14 protein-coding genes are annotated in these 18,336 nt (G+C 46.0%); 4 read left to right on the forward strand and 10 right to left on the reverse strand.

All coding sequences use genetic code 11. The annotated features are described in order from the left end of the window. Positions 1–42 precede the first annotated feature (42 nt). The 3 genes from recD to recC are packed head-to-tail and all read right to left on the reverse strand — an operon-like array spanning position 43 to position 8,475. Positions 43–1,782: an exodeoxyribonuclease V subunit alpha gene (recD, locus tag Q7C_RS05405; protein WP_014703707.1), complete on the reverse strand. Its 1,740-nt coding sequence runs from the start codon at positions 1,780–1,782 to the stop codon at positions 43–45. Further along, complete coding sequence (gene recB, locus Q7C_RS05410) at positions 1,775–5,266, reverse strand: exodeoxyribonuclease V subunit beta (protein WP_014703708.1); 3,492 nt, start codon at positions 5,264–5,266, stop codon at positions 1,775–1,777. Before recB ends, recD begins: the two co-directional genes overlap by 8 nt. Next, the gene (gene recC / locus Q7C_RS05415; protein WP_014703709.1) at positions 5,263–8,475 is read right to left on the reverse strand and encodes an exodeoxyribonuclease V subunit gamma; all 3,213 of its coding nucleotides are present in this window, start codon (positions 8,473–8,475) and stop codon (positions 5,263–5,265) included. Before recC ends, recB begins: the two co-directional genes overlap by 4 nt. A gap of 230 nt (positions 8,476–8,705) precedes the next feature. Here recC and Q7C_RS05420 point away from each other — a divergent pair, with 230 nt between their 5' ends. Both Q7C_RS05420 and Q7C_RS13480 read left to right on the forward strand, forming a co-directional pair. Next, positions 8,706–9,167 carry a DUF4112 domain-containing protein gene (locus tag Q7C_RS05420; protein WP_014703710.1) on the forward strand — a complete coding sequence of 154 codons (462 nt, stop codon included), beginning with the start codon at positions 8,706–8,708 and terminating at the stop codon, positions 9,165–9,167. Positions 9,168–9,176: 9 nt separating this feature from the next. Then, positions 9,177–9,335: a YqaE/Pmp3 family membrane protein gene (locus Q7C_RS13480; RefSeq protein WP_014703711.1), complete on the forward strand. Its 159-nt coding sequence runs from the start codon at positions 9,177–9,179 to the stop codon at positions 9,333–9,335. A 50-nt stretch (positions 9,336–9,385) separates the two neighbouring features. Here Q7C_RS13480 and Q7C_RS05430 read toward each other — a convergent pair whose 3' ends face one another. The 5 genes from Q7C_RS05430 to htpG all read right to left on the reverse strand — a co-directional run bounded on the left by Q7C_RS05430 (position 9,386) and on the right by htpG (position 15,139). Further along, positions 9,386–9,928, reverse strand: coding sequence for a cytochrome b (locus Q7C_RS05430; RefSeq protein WP_014703712.1), 543 nt, complete (start codon positions 9,926–9,928; stop codon positions 9,386–9,388). 48 nt (positions 9,929–9,976) lie between these two features. Further along, positions 9,977–10,531, reverse strand: a complete 555-nt coding sequence (locus Q7C_RS05435) for a hypothetical protein (RefSeq protein ID WP_014703713.1) — start codon at positions 10,529–10,531, stop codon at positions 9,977–9,979. 418 nt (positions 10,532–10,949) lie between these two features. Then, the gene (locus Q7C_RS05440; protein WP_014703714.1) at positions 10,950–12,221 is read right to left on the reverse strand and encodes an NAD(P)/FAD-dependent oxidoreductase; all 1,272 of its coding nucleotides are present in this window, start codon (positions 12,219–12,221) and stop codon (positions 10,950–10,952) included. 6 nt (positions 12,222–12,227) lie between these two features. Next, complete coding sequence (hslO, locus tag Q7C_RS05445; protein ID WP_014703715.1) at positions 12,228–13,124, reverse strand: Hsp33 family molecular chaperone HslO; 897 nt, start codon at positions 13,122–13,124, stop codon at positions 12,228–12,230. 107 nt (positions 13,125–13,231) lie between these two features. Then, entirely contained in the window at positions 13,232–15,139 is a 1,908-nt protein-coding gene (gene htpG / locus Q7C_RS05450; RefSeq protein ID WP_014703716.1) for a molecular chaperone HtpG, read from the reverse strand. Between the two features lie 190 nt (positions 15,140–15,329). On the opposite strand from htpG, the gene Q7C_RS05455 reads away from it, so the two are divergent. Both Q7C_RS05455 and Q7C_RS05460 read left to right on the forward strand, forming a co-directional pair. Next, positions 15,330–15,860, forward strand: coding sequence for an ATP-dependent zinc protease family protein (locus Q7C_RS05455; protein WP_238532349.1), 531 nt, complete (start codon positions 15,330–15,332; stop codon positions 15,858–15,860). 114 nt (positions 15,861–15,974) lie between these two features. Next, complete coding sequence (locus tag Q7C_RS05460) at positions 15,975–16,727, forward strand: endonuclease/exonuclease/phosphatase family protein (protein WP_041366571.1); 753 nt, start codon at positions 15,975–15,977, stop codon at positions 16,725–16,727. On the opposite strand, the gene Q7C_RS05465 is transcribed toward Q7C_RS05460, so the two are convergent. Together Q7C_RS05465 and Q7C_RS05470 are read right to left on the reverse strand one after the other, a co-directional pair. Further along, positions 16,724–17,512, reverse strand: a complete 789-nt coding sequence (locus tag Q7C_RS05465) for an FkbM family methyltransferase (protein ID WP_014703721.1) — start codon at positions 17,510–17,512, stop codon at positions 16,724–16,726. The two genes, Q7C_RS05460 and Q7C_RS05465, sit on opposite strands and share 4 nt — an antisense overlap. Before the next feature lie 99 nt (positions 17,513–17,611). Next, the gene (locus tag Q7C_RS05470) at positions 17,612–18,310 is read right to left on the reverse strand and encodes a type 1 glutamine amidotransferase (protein ID WP_014703722.1); all 699 of its coding nucleotides are present in this window, start codon (positions 18,308–18,310) and stop codon (positions 17,612–17,614) included. Positions 18,311–18,336: the final 26 nt, after the last annotated feature.

Genomic DNA, 18,336 nt, shown 5'->3' on the forward strand with positions numbered 1-18,336 from the left:
CAATTTCCGAAACACAGCGCTTAATGGCTAGGCACCATGAGTCTAGCCATTAATCCCTAACTGTTCGGATAGGCCGCTTTCGCGATGATGACGGGTTTCGATTGTTTGTCTCAACGTCAGCTCGCTGCTCAAAAAGGCCACTTTCTCCCGCGCCCGTGTTAGCGCCGTGTAGAGCAATTCACGATTCAAAACAGGGCTAAACTCATCAGGTAACAGTACAGACACCTCATCAAACTCCGAGCCCTGACTTTTATGAATGGTCATAGCGAAAACGGTCTCGTGAGCAGGTAATCTGTTCAAACTAACCCATTGAAATGTCTCCGCCACTTTAAAACAGGCTTTGAGTTGACCTGTCTCGTCAGGTAAAACGATCCCAATATCCCCATTAAACAACTGTTGCCGATACTGATTCTGGGTTATTAAAATTGGCCTTCCGACATAATACGAGTCCGCAGCCCGCCATCCTCGCCGTCCCAAATAACGGCTCATCATTTGATTAATGCTTGCAACAGACTGTGGCCCTTGGCGTAGCGCAGATAACACGCGATAACGTTCAAAAGCATGGAGTATTTTCTCGTGTGATGCTTGGTTTTCAACCGTCTCAATATAAGCCTGATAACCGGCAGTCACGACTTCATGAATATCATCCGACGTGGTTTGCCGCCATGATATATCTGAATCAGGAAGTGTCAGAATATTGATAACCGAGCCACTGTCGCCTTGATTAATTAGCTGGGACAGCTTGCCAATCGCACTTTCATCAGAAAATCGGTAGCTATGTTTCAGTCTGACAAAACTATCTATAAGCAATTCGGGCGTGTTTGATGAAGCTTTTTCAAGGCCAAGACAAGAAAATTGCTCAATGAAAGTATCTGAAAAAACACCTTGCTGCCCCTCACTGAGATTGGCTAAAACAGCACCAGACTCCACAGAGGCAAGCTGTTGACTATCACCCAGCAAAATAAGCCGCGTTTGTTCAGACATTGCACGCATCAATTTTGCCATCAGGCTAATGTCAATCATGGATGCCTCATCAATAATGAGGACATCTAAAGGCAATGTTCGCTTATGGTTATAGCGACCAAAGTGATTCTGTTCCGTTATACCGAGTAGCCGATGTAATGTTTTAACCTCATAACCTGGTTGACGAATAGCCTGCTGAAGTCGTGCTGCTGCTTTACCTGTTGGGGCCGCAAGACCAATTTGAAGTGAATTGGATTGCTGCTCGAGACACTGCAAAATCTTTAATACGATCGAGGTTTTTCCTGTACCTGGCCCACCGGAAATCACCCCAAATTGGCGACTAACCGCCATAGCCACTGCGACTTTTTGCCAGTCAGTACCAACGGTATGTGACTTCCAGTTGATTAAATCTTGATTCAGTTGCGTGAAATCAACGTTTTCAACTGGCTTGAGCCGAAGCCTAATAAGTGAGGCAACATCACGCTCATCCAACCAAAATCGATATAAATAAACCTGGCCAGCATCTGTCAAAATCAGCGGTCTATACTCTCCCGGCTCCCCAACCACACGACTGGTTTTTAATATCTCAGTCCAGGTAGCGACCTGTTCAGGCAAATAATCGGATACCCCTTTGGTCACAGCAGGTACCTGGTGCAAATTCAGACAAACATGGCCTTGGGAAACCGCCTCGGTTAATAATCCTGCCGTCAAACTGGTCGTGAGTGGTTCACCTTGTGTTTTACGTTCGATAAAATCAGCAAATTGACAAGCAATCTCACTAAACCCACATTGGCGTAATAAGCTGAGCGCCCTAAACATCCGTCACCTCAATCATGCACCTGTCTAAAGCATCCAGTAAGGTGCTAGATGGCCGGTCAAAAAAGACGCCCGACTGCCCCCAGTCAGGCTGCATACCGCGGATGAACAAATAATAAACCCCACCAAAATGCTGGTCGGGATCATAACGACTTATGCGGGTCTTCAGGTAGCGATGTAGCGCCAAACTATATATCAGGTACTGCAAGGGGTAATGGTGCGTAATCATCGCCTCTTCGAGCGCGGCTTGCTGATATTGATTCGGATGATTGCCCAAAAAATTAGACTTGTAATCGACAATATAAAACTGTCCTTCAGACTCAAAAACCAAGTCAATAAAACCTTTCATAAAACCTTGCAACATCTTAAAGTTAAGTTGCGCAAGGACGGGTTTTAGGATTGGCATCGCATTGGCATGAGGCATTAAGGCTGCTTTTAGCCGGCCAACTGTCAGCGCATTAACGGGAAAATAAAACGCCATTTCATCCAATCGTTTCGTCGTCGGTATTGAGGCCAACGTCAAATGAGAAACCGGCGATAACGGTGTTAACACAACCGATTGCAGCCATGTCATGACCGTGGGTACCCATCCTTTTTGTATGCCATGCTGACGTAGATTTTTCGTGACAATTTCTTGCCAATCAGAGCCCGTATTTTGAAAATCCCAGTGCTCAAAAATACTGTGTAAGCAAGTCCCCGCCTGCGCACCTCGAGGAAAACTAAACTGATCAAAGGAATGCGTCACTTCAACATGCGATGCTGGCACGACAAAATCTGCATCATGATCAGGCTTTTCACTGGTAAAGCCGCGACTCAGCTGCGTAAAACTGCCAACCTGCCAAACTGGCTTAATCGAAGCGGTAAAACGTCGAGCCTGCCAAATCAAATCATTATCCTGTGATGCCAATAATGAAGTCGTTTTTGAAGACTGACTTAAGGCGGTCAATGTCATCGCAACCGGATTGCGAAGAATAAATTGCTGAAGCTCGTCTCGCATTTGTGCCGGTTCAGGCGTTGTATGGTGTGCATGTAAGAGTGAAAACAAGGCTGATTTTTCAACCTCTCTCACCGCCGCCCAATTAATGACACATCGCTCACGCGCTCGCGTCAGGGCAACATAGAGTAACCGTAACGATTCCGCTTTTTCTTCGTTTTCATAAGCCAATTCCGCTTGACTCATTTCTGGCTCACCAAATGCAACACATGCTTGGTTATCTTCTTCTCTATGAAAACTAATTACCGCCGGTTTCTGCCGAGGTTTTCCGACATGCCATAAAAAGGGGCAATAAACAATAGGATACTCCAGTCCCTTACTGGTATGGATGGTCACGACCTTGACTAACTGCTCATCACTTTCTAGTCGAATTTGCGTAGTCTCTTGCGTTTCCCCACTCGCCTGGCGCTGTGATGCCAGCCAAGTAAGAACCGCTTCCATGGCATGATTATGCCTACTGGCACAGATCTGCGTCAGTTCGGCTAAATGCAGCAAATTTGTTAACTGTCGTTCTCCATCCGGATTCGCCAATAAGCGACTTGCCACATTTTGTTCCACCATCAAACGACGAAACATGCTGATAAAGCCAGTTTGTTGCCATCGTTGATGCACCGATAAGAAATAATCGGTGACCTGTTGCCAGTCAGCTTCATTTTGCTGTTTGTGATAAAGCGTTAATGCCGTATCGGCAAATAAAGGGGTCGCTAACGCCGTTGAAATCAGCACGTCATCACTCGGGTGCGCTATCGCCATTAAGACTTGTTCCAGCATGCGAGCCTGTGGCGAGTGAAATACATTGTCACGAGATTGCAGTACGCTGTTCACCCCTCGCTTGCGAAGTGCTTGCTGTATATCAGATGCCTGTTGATGATTCCGCACCAATACCGCAATATCCCCACCATTTAAACGCCGCGACCTATTATCCGTTGTTAATTGAACTTTGCCGCTGGCTGAATCATTCAGCAACGCAGCAATGTCATCTGCCGTATGATCAGCTGCCCACCGCTGCATGCTCCCTTTATCTGCCACTTTGCCCCCTGTGTCATGCCACCAAAACGCTAAGGCCGACAAAGAGTGATCCGCATGACACAGGACCGAAGTAGGCTTTCTTTCTGCTTTGACGGGGATAAAGGGAATATCGGCATAGCGAAAAGGCGTCTCAACTTGCTGAAATAGTTGATTCACCGCGTCTACTAGTAAAGGGTGAGAGCGCCAATTGGTATCAAGGTTAAACTCGTTCGCTGAAGCGCGTTTTGCCTCCAAATAGGTAAAAATATCCGCACCACGAAAACTGTAAATTGCTTGTTTTGGATCACCCACGAAAAAAACCGGTAGCTCGCTTTTCTGAAAAAGACGACGAAAACAATCGTATTGCACCGGATCAGTATCTTGAAACTCATCAATGAGCGCCGCCCTGAACTGTTGCCGGATACGCGTAACAAGTTGACCGCCATGAACCCCATCCAAGGCTGACTGCAAATTAATCAGTAAATCATCAAAGGCTTGAACTTTATTTTGCCGTTTTCGCTTCGGCAGTTCTGTCATCAAATAATCTGCCAATTGCCGACGCAAATATTGCAGTTTCAACGACCAACTAGCCACGAGATGTTGATGGGAAGTTAGAAATTGCTCCGCCTGCTGCCAAAAGTCATTGTCCGGCAGTTTTTTTCCTTTTTTGAGTGCGGCTTCTAAACGACTAGGTGTAAACCGATCAAAATCCTGAAATAGACTTTCCGGTAACACTTCGCTTTGTATCATATTGGTCAGCGCTTCCAGCCATTTAGACACTGATGTCTTTCGGTATTGATTGCCATTCAGCAAATCAGTGTCAGAAACCGTCTGTACGACCTCATCTCGTTGCGCCCACCAACATTTTTTTAAGGCGATAAAATCGGTTTGGGCTTGACGGTAAGCAAATTCAACGTCCACCATTTGCAGTGGTAAAAATTTTAAAAAAGGCTTCCCTGATAAATGCCCTACAGCGGCAAGCAAGCTTTCGGGCGTTTGTTTTTGTTGCAGTAAGTAACGCGCAAAGGCCGGATCGACCTCGCTAATCACGCGACGCCAAAAATCATCCACAACGGTTTGTTTGATGGCCTGTTCATCCGTCACCATTTCCATATCAAAATAGTGACCACTCTCAAAGGCAAAATCTTGTAAAACCCGCTGACAAAAACCATGAATCGTATAAATCGCCGCTTCATCAAAGCTTTGGATTGCTACTTGTAATCTGTGTCGTTCGGTTTTAGTTGAAACATCCTGAGCCAAAAGCGCATCACGTGCCTCGACTAACCGCCGACGAAGCCTACTGCGTAACTCTTCCGTTGCCGCACGGGTATAAGTGACCACCAAAATTTGACTGACTTCGAGCTGCTCTTCAATAACGAAACGACAATACAACTCTGCCAAGGTAAATGTTTTACCGGTTCCGGCACTGGCTTCAATCAAATTACTGCCAGATAGATTGACTGTTTTCGCATCCAAGAGCGTCATAATTTGCCACCTTGCAAATGCGACACAATATCTTGATAAATTTGCTCGGCAATTTCTGTAAACAGGTCATCAAGCGGAGAGTCGGGATAAAGTAACTGGTAATAGGGGTCATCCTGTTCTGAAGTCACATGAAGATTGCCTGAGGACCAGACTTTTCTGGCTTGCTCAATGGCCGCGTCACCTTTACCCGCAATAACGCCTCTGAAATAAGCAAGGCTGGCCTTATCAAAAAATTTCAAGGGTTGGTGACAACCTTGCCAGTAATAGTCCAATAACTTATTGAGTACCGGAGTTACATTATTTACAGGCAGAAAATGCAGCATGTTATCTTCGGTAATCAATCTTGTTTCCAATGCAATACCCTCCGGATGCAGGTGATTTAACACCAAGTGATCCAGCCAAGCTGCCATCACATCTTTACCCTTTAATTTGGCCAACCGATAACGTAATAAGCCTTGTTCTGTGACCGCTTCTAGTTGTCCCTCAAGTTGGAAACGCTCAACACAAAATTCAAATGGTAAGGTAAACGCGACGGACTCTGATCGAAGCTGTTCAAGTCGCTCAGAAAAGTCCATCACCTTATCCACTTCCTGATCAAACCAGGCATCACCAATATAGCCATGAGGCAACACCCCTTTGGCCCTGACAATATCACGATACGCTGCGACCGGAGCCGAGGCCAAATTGACCTCGAGTAATTCTTGCCGTAGCTGCCAGCTACTCAGCCCATCAAGCTGAAAAGGTTCACGAGTTTCCAAGACTTGCTCATCCGGTTGCAACTGAATATGTAACCGTTCCCGTAGCAAAAATTTCGCTGGGTGAGCAAAAAACCGGGCTAATTGATCCACGCTGATATGTCGCCAAGATTCCTCAGCCTCAGGTAAGGGCGAGGCAAACCAATCTGCTTTTGGAGAAACTATTTGAGGTGGACACTGTGATGCATTAAAACTAAATAATTTGTCATCCATCCCATCAAAATACCGATAACTAAACGGCTGAAGCGGATGTTTGGTTTTTATTTGATCAAGAATATCGCCGCCTGACTGTGTTTCAAACCGCATTGAGAGAAAATCTTGAAAATCACTTAACAATACCGAAGGTGGGATATCATTATTATCGACAATACTCGCCCCGACATAACTCAAATAAAGTCTTTTTTTTGCAGACAATATCGCTTCCAGAAAAAGGTAACGATCATCCTCCCGGCGAGACCTATCCCCTTCACGATGATCTTGCGTCAATAAATCAAAGCTCAAACCCGGTTGTCGCCGAGGAAAGTCAGCGTCATTCATACCCACGAGACAAACAACATCAAAAGGTATACTACGCACTGGGACCATGCCACAAAACGTCACACCGTACCCCATAAATCGTTCGGCACCATTCAGCTCTTCTAGATGCGATGAAAGCCAACTATGCATCAATTCAATGCCAACCTCATCAGCAAAACTGGCTTGATCAGCACTTTCCAGCAGCTTATCAAGCTGTTTCCTAACAGCCATTAACTCAGCATCTAACTGCTGTTCATCACGGCCACTCGTATCAAAAAAAGTATCCAAGCAATGATTGAGGTGACTGTGCCAATCGAGAATAGTCTGCGGCTTGTCTAAGACTTCACGCCATAAGTTCAGCTTTTCAATGAATGCACAAAGTGCAGCGGCAACGGTCGCTTTTTCACCTTGAATGCCATCCAGTCCCAGCTCTCCATCAAACAATCGCACCGGTTGATTGGGCACGGTTAATGGCATAGCAAAGCCTAGCATCAGCCGATTTAGACCCGCACGCCAAGTATTTGCATCGGTTGCAGGAAGATTCAATCTCTGCTTATCTTGCTGATCAAATCCCCAGCGGATATGGGTATGTCGACACCAGGTGCGAACCCATTCAATTGCCGTTTCATCTAATAAAAACTGCTTTTGAACAGCAGGACATGCCAATGCAGACAGCACCATTTCAACATCAAGACGAGACGATGGCAGTTGCAATAAACTCAAAAAAGTCTGAATTAACTGACTTTCAGATTGGCTTTGATAATCTGTAATACTAAAAGGAATAAACTGATCGCCCTTTGCTGAACCAAATACAGCCTCAATCCAAGGTGCATAGACGCCAATGTCTGGTGTCATCACGACAATATCCGCTGGCGATAAGTCTGGATCGCGCTCAAACATAGCTAACAATTGATCGTATAGCACCTCCATTTCGCGCATCGGACTATGACAACTATGAACCATAATAGAATCATCGGTTTCTATAACGGGTGACTTTTCAGCCACCGTTAACCAATACATATCTGCCTGTAACTCTGCCAGCATCTGTCCTGATTCAGGAGGCTCAAAATAACTTATGGATTGGTGCTCGATCTCTTGTAGTTGTCGAAAAAATGTCATCCCTTGCTTACCAAGACTGGCTAACAAAGGGTGATCAGGCTCATAAGGAACAGCGTCCGGTGACTGCTGCAAGGCCACTCTGTGATGCTGTTTAGTCTCTATTAACTCCCCCCAGTAATATTCACTCGGCGACAGCGTATAGATCGTAATATCAATATATCGGGCCAATAATGTGAACGTTTGCAAGTAAACAGGCGGTAGCGCTGTCAAACCAAACAGGTGCAAACGCTGAGGTAAGCCTTCAGGGGGCGTGTTACTGTTTTTCAGTTTGTCATGTAACTTTTCGAGCAAGTAAGCGCGATGCTTCGGCTCAGTATCATGCTCAGTTAAGGCATACCATAACTGGCTTTGCCAGTTGTCAGTCTGACCTTTCTCCCATTGTCGAATCCAGTCTGGTCGAAACATGAGGTATTGGTCAAAATTATCCGCCAACCTTTCGGCTAATTGATAGCGCTTCAATGGCTCATTCGTCTCGCCCAAGTAGGTAGAAACTGACTCAAAGCCAGCAACATCACTATAGCGAGGTAATAATGCGTAAATACGCCAGACTAAAGCAGATTTACTATACGGTGAATCGAGTGGAATATCTGGCCACAGTTGCCTAAAAACACTCCAGATATACGCTGACGGAAAAGGAAAAACGAGATTCGCAGCAATCCCATGTTGCTGAGCAAGAAATAACGTCAGCCATCGGGATAATTTATTACTTTGTACCAATATGGTTTCTTGTTCAAATGGGGACAAAGGCGCTTTCAGCACTTGCTGGGCAAGATGCGAAGCAAGGTTTTGCGTATTATTACTGTAAACAATATTGAGCATCAGCTAATCCAACCCAGCATGGTTTGAACCTGTGTTAAGGGCATCCTTGGCAACATCGTATAAAGTGCGCATTGGCTTAACCAAAGGCGATAAATGATGCTGTTGGTTGATGACTAAATTAGGTGTATTTTCTGGTTTTCATTTTGGCAGATTCTTGGCACAAATGCAGACCCTTTGACACCTATGTAGTCTGTTGAACTGTAATTGAGCGTTGATGGAGATGACCTCGAATGAGTCACAATGACTTTGCCAAAAGGCTAGGCTGGTTTCTGGATAACAGTATTCGCCTACCTGGCGGTTATCGTATTGGTGTAGATGGGTTATTGGGACTGATTCCCGGCCTGGGTGATGCTATCGCCGGCTTGTTATCTGGTCTGATTTTATTTCAGGCCCATCGGGCTGGTATACCCACGCCTATTAAATTGAGGATGTTAATTAATATTTTGATTGACACCAGCATTGGCGCCATTCCTGTTTTCGGTGATATTTTTGATTTCGTCTGGAAAGCCAATCAACGAAATGCGGATCTCATCACTGCTTATCAACAGCACCCAGACAAAGTGAAACGGCATTCATTGGTAGGAAGTCTGTTGTTTTTGATTATCCTGATTATCGCTTTAGTGCTAATGATTTGGTTAGCGATATGGATAGCGAGCAACTTATGGTCACTACTTATCACCTCAGTTACTTAAGGAGATTTTATGGATTTTATACGTGTTCTGATTGCGATTTTATTACCACCGCTGGGCGTGTTTTTACAGGTTGGTTTTGCCGGTGCTTTTTGGCTGAATATCCTGTTGACCTTGCTGGGCTACATACCTGGTATCGTTCACGCCGTTTGGATTATTGCCAAACGATAATAATAAATTAAGGGGGAGGCATAAATTATACCTCCCCCTTTTTTATATCTTTACCAACGCATCATCCTTCGGACAATGCCATCATTTCGAAAAGCATGATAAACCGCCCCACTAATGTGTATAGCGACAAGGCCGAGCAATATCCAAGCTGAATAAGTATGTAACTCTCCCCAAAATTCATTCATCTCTTCGTCAGCAGGGAAAAGACGGGGAATATCAACCAACCACCAGACAGTTGTATCCCAACGGGTATGTGCTGATGACAAAAATCCAGTCACACAGACAGCAAGAATAAACACGTAGATAGCAACATGCCCCCATAGCGCTAACTTGTATGCCCAAGGCTTCATGTCACTATCAGATGGTTGAGCCGGTCTATACTTAAGGCGCATATAGAGCAGAACAGCTAATAATAAAATTAACGTAATGCCAATATTTTTGTGTAGCTGAAATGGAAATGCTCGAAATTGTAACTCTGCTGATGGCAAGGGTAACCCCATCATCCACCAGCTAGAAATAAATAAGAAAAAAATGGACACGGCGATAAGCCAGTGAACAATAACCGATGTTCTATTAAACCCTTCTCTTTGCATATTCTTCACCCGAAATCAATATGAGGTCTTCAAAAAGCGAGCAAACGCTCAACCTTTAGCCATTTCAGCATTTCTACCGGCAATTGCGCCTACCACCATCATGGCGTGCAAAATTAACCACAACAGCACACTCCACAAATACGCATCACGCAGAATTGGCCCTGTATTGACCACGACAGCAAACTGCAATAAATCAATTACTGCAAGACAGGAAAAGACCGAAATAGCCCCAACGACGGACCAGTTAGTGAAATTCACTAAAGCACCGCCAACGATAATGGATAAAAATGCTAAAACAACACCCGCGACTGACAGAATCATCATGGCACTTGGAAACCAATCTGGCATCGCAAGGGCGATACCAGCCACATGATCAACGAGATATTCACATTCAGCCAGAGTTAACCCTTCTTCCTCTAGCTCTTCTTCCGGGCAATCAGCTTCTGGCATTATCCCGGAAGCAGGCATATTGCCTTGAATGACCGATTGTTTCATTAATTCGTTACCGTGCATGCCTGTTAAAAAAACGCCGAGCATTATTGCGATAACGCCGAGAATACTGGCCCAGTTAGGGTTTCCAGCCTGACTTCGACTCTCTTCCATAAAACACCTATTTTTATAATTTATTTTTTATGTCCTGCGCGGACACATCTCTCACATTGAGGAACATTACCCAAGCAATAATGGATTAACAAGCTCCATTGTGTTTAACACGAGACTGTCTTTTATTACTCTGTGTTCCCTAGCTTAACTTAACAAAATTTGAGCAGATAGGTGATACCTCTTCACGAAATTCAGGAATATTTCCTAACAAATGTATTAAAAAAATAGGGATAAAAAATAAAAACCCTAGGCAAGGCAGTCAAAATGGTCAAAGAAGTTGGGAACAAATCATGACGATGCCATTGTAAGTAGCTCAGCTAGAGGCAACAGCTCAATCAGGAAAATGAAAGTGTGCGTTTAAGGGATTCTTAACGAATTCAGTTCTTGTCGCTACATCAACGAGACAATTCTTCTATGCCTATTTAAGTTTCTCAAGACCAAAAAACCGTAATAGAACTCGATCTATTTTTGTCGTCGTTATTCCGCGGCGCATGCAAAATAAAAAATATTTTTCAAAAAGAATTTTTATTGAACGAACCCAGCGGCCTTTTTTTACCCATACCCGGTTACGCGGCGGGATTTGCGGCACCGCAATAAAAGCCGCACCGGTGTGCCCAATATCTGCTAAACACACCGCATTCCAGCTCGCTTCGTAAGAAGCCGGCTGGCTGGCTATTTCGGCAATGATATTGTTGACTGCCGCTTTGGTCATCGTTTCAATCATGAAGCCGGTTTTAGGGACCCCGACAGGCAGCGCAGTGCCATTAACGGCCGGAATATCGATACACACGCCAACACCAAAAACATTGGAAAATGCCAGGCTACGCTGACAGGCATCGACTCTCAAAAAACCACGTGAATTGACTGCCGGTGCACCCAGTGCTGCCACACAAGCGACACCGCGAAATGCCGGTATCAACATGGTGAACTTGCTCGGCAACGTTACCCTGCGCTGTATTTTGGCCTGTTGGTCCAGTTGTTCAACCATGACCTTATCCGTGCTTAAATTAATGATGCGACTGTTATCAAGCCAGTCAATGTCGTTGGCACGAAATTCGGATTCAAACAGCGCTTTGGAATCCCCCACTCCACCAAGCCCAAGATGACCGATGTAAGGCTCAGAAGTGACAAACGTCATCGGTACCTTATCGCGCAGACCGGCTTTTCTGAGCGCATGGTTTACCATCATCACATATTCGTAGGCCGGACCAAAACAAGACGCACCTTGAACAGCACCAATCACGACCGGACCCGGATCAGCCAAAAATGTCTGCCAGTTTTTATAAGTGGTCTCAGCATGATCTACCGTACACACCGAATGGCTATAACGAGCCGGACCAAAGCCGGGAATAGCCTCAAAATCGAGTGCCGCGCCTGTCGCAACAATCAAATAATCGTAATCCAGTGTGCTCCCGTCGCTGAGATCAAGCTGGTTTCGTGTTGCATAAATACGATTGACACCACAATCATAAAAACCGATTTTCTTGGTCGCCAATACCGGCGCCAAGGCAAACTGAATGTCCGCTGGTTTTCGCCAGCCCAGCGCAACCCACGGATTACTGGGGACAAAATGAAAATTTGGTGTATTGCTGACAACGGTTATTTGATGTTGGCTGCCGAGTCGCGAACGCAACTCATATGCAGCCGGTAAACCACCTGTGCTGGCACCGATAATAATAATATGCGCCATCGCTAATCAGTGCAGTGTCTTGGAATCGCTTTGAATGGTCATTGGGTCACTAAATAGTCCCGCGACATCAACTTCGTCAAACTGATAATGGGTATTGCAAAACTCACAGGCGAGTTCGACGTAACCATTTTCCTGAAGAATATCGTCTGCTTCTGCTTTGCCCAGCAATTTAATCGTATCGGCAACGCGCTGGCGCGAACAAGTGCAGGCAAACTCCAACATGGTTGTGCTCAATAATCGCACCGTTTCTTCATGAAACAGGCGGTGAAGCAGCGTCACAGCATCCAGCTGCAACAATTCATCCCGTGTCAACGTGGCAGCCAGGTGATTGAGTCGGCGCCAGTCTTCATCGATCTTATTGGGATCCTGCTCCGGTAACTGCTGCAGCATCAAACCGCCCGCTGTTTGCTGATCTGTATGTAACCAGATCCGCGTATGTAACTGTTCTGATCGAGCAAAATAGGTTTCTAATGCCCCGGCGACGGAATTTTCATCAATACTGACAACACCCTGATAGGGCTGTTTGACACCATTTTGTTCAATTGTCAGCACCAGCGTGCCACCGGCAAGCATCGTTTGCAAATCCGCATCATCAGCAATATCGTCTTGCCAGTTGGCCAGTCCACGCAACGTATGATCGCTGGTGCATTCCACCATCAATAACGAAACGGGCCCTTCGCTTCGACATTGCAATACCAGCCGACCATCCAACTTGACTGTCTCGGCCAGCAAAGCCGCCGCAGCCAGCAACTCGCCCAACACCGAAGCAACTGCCGGGGGATAGTCGCGTTGCGCCTTGACCGTCTGCCAGGTTTGCCGAAGCTGAATCCACTCACCGCGAACGGCGGCAGAATCGAAAATAAAGCGTTGCAGATGGTCAGCCTGTGTGGCGTCGTCTTGCATGATAATGTCCTGATTTTAATCTGTTACCCTATTGCCAACAAAAAAATGCCGGCGCTATGACCGGCATTTTAACGTATTTGCGATACCGGGCGCAGACCCGGTCAGTCTCAGGCCTGTTGTAATAACATGGCGTTCAGTTTTTTGACAAAACTCGCCGGGTCATCCAACTGTCCACCCTCAGCAAGAAGCGCCTGGTCAAACAAAATGGATGTCCAGTCAGCAAACTTGTCTTCACTGTTTTCATCGTTCAACTTGACCACCATGGGATGCTCTGGATTCAACTCCAAGATTGGCTTGCTGGTTTGTACCTGCTGCCCCGCTGCTTTGAGCATCCGCTCCAGGTTACCACTCATATCGTAATGATCCGCAACCAGGCAAGCTGGTGAATCGGTCAAACGGTGGGTAATGCGAACCTCCTTGACCTTGTCACCCAGCGTGGTTTTAACGCGCTCAACTAATCCTTCGAAGTCTTTTTCGACGGCTTCGTGGGCTTTTTTCTCATCTTCATCTTCCAGTTCACCCAGATCCAGATCGCCTTTGGCAACGGATTGCAGATGTTTGCCATCAAAATCCGTCAGCGAATTGACCAGCCATTCATCAACACGGTCCGTCAACAGCAAGACTTCAATGCCTTTTTTCCGAAAGACTTCCAGATGTGGGCTGTTTTTGGCAGCGGCAAAACTTTCTGCCGTGATGTAATAAATCTTGTCCTGCTTTTCTTGCATGCGACTAACATAGTCCGCCAATGAAACTGTTTGCTCAGCATTGCCCGACTCGGTACTGGCAAAACGTATCAGTTTGGCGAGTGTTTCTTTGTTAGCAAAATCTTCGCCTGGGCCTTCCTTAATCACCTGACCAAATTCCTGCCAGAATTTGCTGTATTGTTCGGGCGAATTTTCGGCCATTTTTGTCAGTTCAGAGAGTACTTTTTTCACTGAGGCAGCACGAATGGTGTCGATGGTTTTGCTGCTTTGCAGAATTTCCCGGGACACATTGAGTGGCAAATCATTGGTATCAATCACCCCGCGAATAAAGCGCAGGTATCGTGGCATCAGCTGTTCGCTGTCTTCCATAATGAAAACGCGTTTTACATACAATTTGATACCGTGCATGCGATCCCGATCCCAGAGATCAAATGGGGCACGGGATGGGATGTAAAGTAGCGAGGTGTACTCAATATTGCCTTCGACCTTGTTGTGACTCCAGGTCAGCGGGTCTTCAAAATCATGGGCAACTTGTTTATAAAATTCATTGTATTGCTCGTCACTGATGTCATTTTTTGACAATGTCCACAGGGCGGTTGCCTTATTGACAGTTTCAAATTCGATAACACTGTCATCAACCTTGCCCTCTTCGTCCGGAACGGGCTCTTTGCGCATGACAATTGGCAAATTAATGTGATCCGAATATTTGCTGATAATGTTGCGCAAACGCCAGCCGTTGAGAAACTCATCTTCGCCTTCACGCAGGTGCAGGGTGATTTCGGTACCTCGTTTTGGCAATTCAATCGTTTCAATGGTGAATTCGCCTTCACCAGCAGACTCCCAAATCACGCCTAGGTCGGCTGATTCACCAGCACGCCGTGTTTTCAAAGTCACTTTATCGGCGACAATAAAGGCAGAATAAAAGCCTACCCCAAACTGGCCGATTAACTGTGAATCTTTGGCCTCATCACCGGTCAGCTTGCCAAAAAAAGCCTTGGTGCCACTGCGCGCAATGGTGCCGATATTTTCAATGACTTCCTGACGGGTCATGCCAATACCATTATCAGAAACCGTTACCGTGCGGGCATCGGCATCAAAATCGACATTGATTTGCAGGGTCGCGTCGTCTTCATAAAGCTTATCGTCAGATAAGGCTTCAAAACGTAATTTATCCGCCGCATCGGCAGCATTCGATACTAACTCCCGCAAAAAAATTTCTTTGTTGCTGTAGAGCGAGTTAATCATCAGATTCAGTAATTGTTTGACTTCCGTTTGGAAGCCCATGGTTTCTTTGTGCGCATCAATGCCCATTATTTTTCAGTCTCCATTTTGGCCATTTTTAAAACGATATGCCCCAAATGGGGTTAATCCATTTAAATATCAAGCCATTTTTTTAATGGCTTTGGCCAAGTAGTAAAAGACTTGATAAATTGATGCACAGAACCAATCTGCTTTAATTGAGTCAGCAAACCGGTCGGTCATTCAATCAACGAGGAGGAAAATGATGCGAGGAATTCTGGTGAGCAGCCTGTTAGTAGCCAGCTTTTCAGTGATGGCTAACACAGCAAACAAGAGCAGCATCCCCACGTCCAGCAACCAACCCGTACTCGGTCACGAAGAGAAAGCCATGTTGTATCCCGGTGGCATCGAAGTGCCTGCCCGCATAGATACTGGCGCGACGACCAACTCACTGTATGGCATCAATACCAGAGAAATCCAAAAGAACGGTACCCGGTATTTACGATTTACTTTTATCGATCACCACGGTGATACACATGAAATGACGCAACCATTACTGGATGAAATCACGGTGGTTCAAGCCAGTGGCGAACAAACTCGCTATGTCGTCGAAATGGGGCTATGTGTCGGGAATTATTTCGAAAAAACCCGCTTTACGGTTGCCGATCGAAGCCGGATGACTTTTCCGGTATTGGTGGGAAGAAATTATCTGGACAATACCTTGCTGGTGAGCTCATCAGAAAAAAACACCGTTACGCCGAATTGTGACGATCAGTTAGCTCTGCAGGATTAACATCCGTTTGCACTGATTAGAGCCTTGTCTAGCATTGACCGGTAATTGACGCTGTCATACGAATAAACCGTCTGAAATGCTAAAGTAGCCTTTTATAAGACTGACCGAGATCGCATGGCAACCAATCAGCTGCGCATACTGACTTACAATCTGCACAAAGGCTTCAATGCTGGCAATCGCCAATTTATTTTGCATCAGATGCGTGATGCGATTAATGAAACAGAAGCAGATATTTTGTTGCTTCAGGAGATTCAAGGGGAGCATTTAACCCATCAACAAAACCATCAGCGCTGGCCGGATTGCCCCCATTGCGAGTTTATCGCGCAGGATATCTGGCCTCATTTCGCTTATGCCAAAAATGCGGTTTACAACGTCGGCCACCATGGCAATGCGATTTTAAGTAAATTTCCGCTGGTGCGTTGGGAAAACATCAATATTTCACCCTACAGCTGGGCAAGTCGGAGTATTTTGCACGGCGTCATTAACCTGCCTGGCAGCCAAACAGAATTACACATTATCTGTATTCACTTAGGCTTAACTGCGGGTGAGCGTAGAAAACAATTTATTCAGCTGTGTGAACGCATTGATGCCCATGTTCCCCACACCGCACCACTGATTGTGGCCGGCGATTTCAATGATTGGGGAGAACAAGCCGAAAAACATCTGAATCAACACTTAAATCTGCAGGAAGCTTATCGCACGCTGCATAAACGTCATGCCCGCACCTGGCCTGCCTGGATGCCGATGTTCAAAATGGACCGAATTTACTATCGTGGTCTCGAACCCGTTTTGTGTGAAAGACCACCAAGGCGGGATTGGCACAATTTGTCAGACCATGCTCCATTAATTGCCGCTTTTGAGTTCTAAACAGCTTCCCGTGTTGCCAACACATCGTAGTGAAATCCTTTACCCAGCGGATAAAAGTGGGCAAAACCGGCATCTGCCAGTTGTTGACGAATCTGTTCAGGACAGGACCAACGCGCGTCCACTTCATAAAATACCGCCGCGGCTCGGTGCAAAACACCGGATTTAGCCAACTCATCGATCACGGTGTTTTCAAAACCTTCCACATCAATTTTGATAATGGCGCGTTCCACAAAACGAAACAAACTGCGCAAATTTGCTGCATTAATGCTGTGTATTGATTCGTAAAGTCGACTTTTGGGTGCAGATTGTGAGCGTAATGATGCCCCACCGCTGTGCCCCTTTTTCAGCGTTATCTGCATTTTTCCCTGCTGATTTGTGATGGCAGCCTGATAAGCCAAGGTTTTACTAGCTGCACCGTTCATTTTCAGATTGTCATTAAGATACTGAAAATTATCACTGACCGGTTCAAAAGCAAAAACCTGCTGACAACAGGCACTTCGGGCCGCCAACAAACTGTATAAACCCTGATTGGCGCCAATATCGATAAAACTGAAAGGACGACATTGGCTTGCCAGAAAATCGGATAAAGCCTTTCCATAAACACCAAGTATGCAAAAGTGGAAGGTGGCATCTGTCCAGCGTGTTCTCAGATAAACACCATATTGGGAACGCACGTAATGCTGTCGATCCACAATAACAAAGCGCGCCTGAAACGGCCCCGTTGGTTGCGCAGCGTTAGCCGGTGTTTCTGATGTTTTTTTTAAGCCGTTCAGCCAGCCAAACATTGCCCCGTCCTTTATTTAGAGGTAATCGTTATGCTAGCGTTGTTTTGTGACAGTTTTATGGGTTAAAGGACGCTTACGTTGCCGTGACCAACCAAGTCCTCAAATATCACGGCTTCCGGCTTGGTTGGTCAGCCAGCCCTTAAGGAGCGTCTTCATCGCGGCATTGGCTGCCTGATAAGTGGCAACCGGCGTATGACTCAGATCCTGACTGTTTTGGACAAATGTTCCGGGGGTGAGATCTTCATAGCAATGGTCTAATAATGCGTCGACCAGTTCAGGTGTGGTTTCCAGATGAAATTGCAAGCCAATGACATGCTGCTGGTAGCGAAAAGCTTGATGTTGGCAGCCGTCACTGCTTGCCAGCAGCGTTGCCGAGTCAGGAACATCAAACATTTCACCATGCCAGTGAAAGGCCGTGAAGGTCGCTGGCAGCACTGTCGTATCTGACTCACGTTTTACAGGCCACCAGCCAATTTCTTTGTGCGTTGATGGATATACCCGCGCACCGAGAACACTGGCAATCAATTGCGCGCCAAGACAAATACCAAGCACCGGTTTTCCCGCATCAATCATACTGCGAATAAACTGTTTTTCCGGCACCAACCACGAATAATGCCTGTCATCATTAGCACTCATTGGCCCGCCCATCACAATCAGCGCATCCACTTGTTCTATCTCAGGCAACGTAAACTGATTATTCAGATGATGCTGCGTAATATCATACTGTTGTGATTCAAGCCATTTCGCAATACTGCCAAGCCCCTCAAAAGGGACATGATGAAAACTATGAACCCGCATGTTCACCTCGCCACTCGCTTAATCCT

This window comes from Methylophaga frappieri (genome assembly GCF_000260965.1).
GTDB classification, from domain to species: Bacteria; Pseudomonadota; Gammaproteobacteria; order Nitrosococcales; family Methylophagaceae; genus Methylophaga; species Methylophaga frappieri.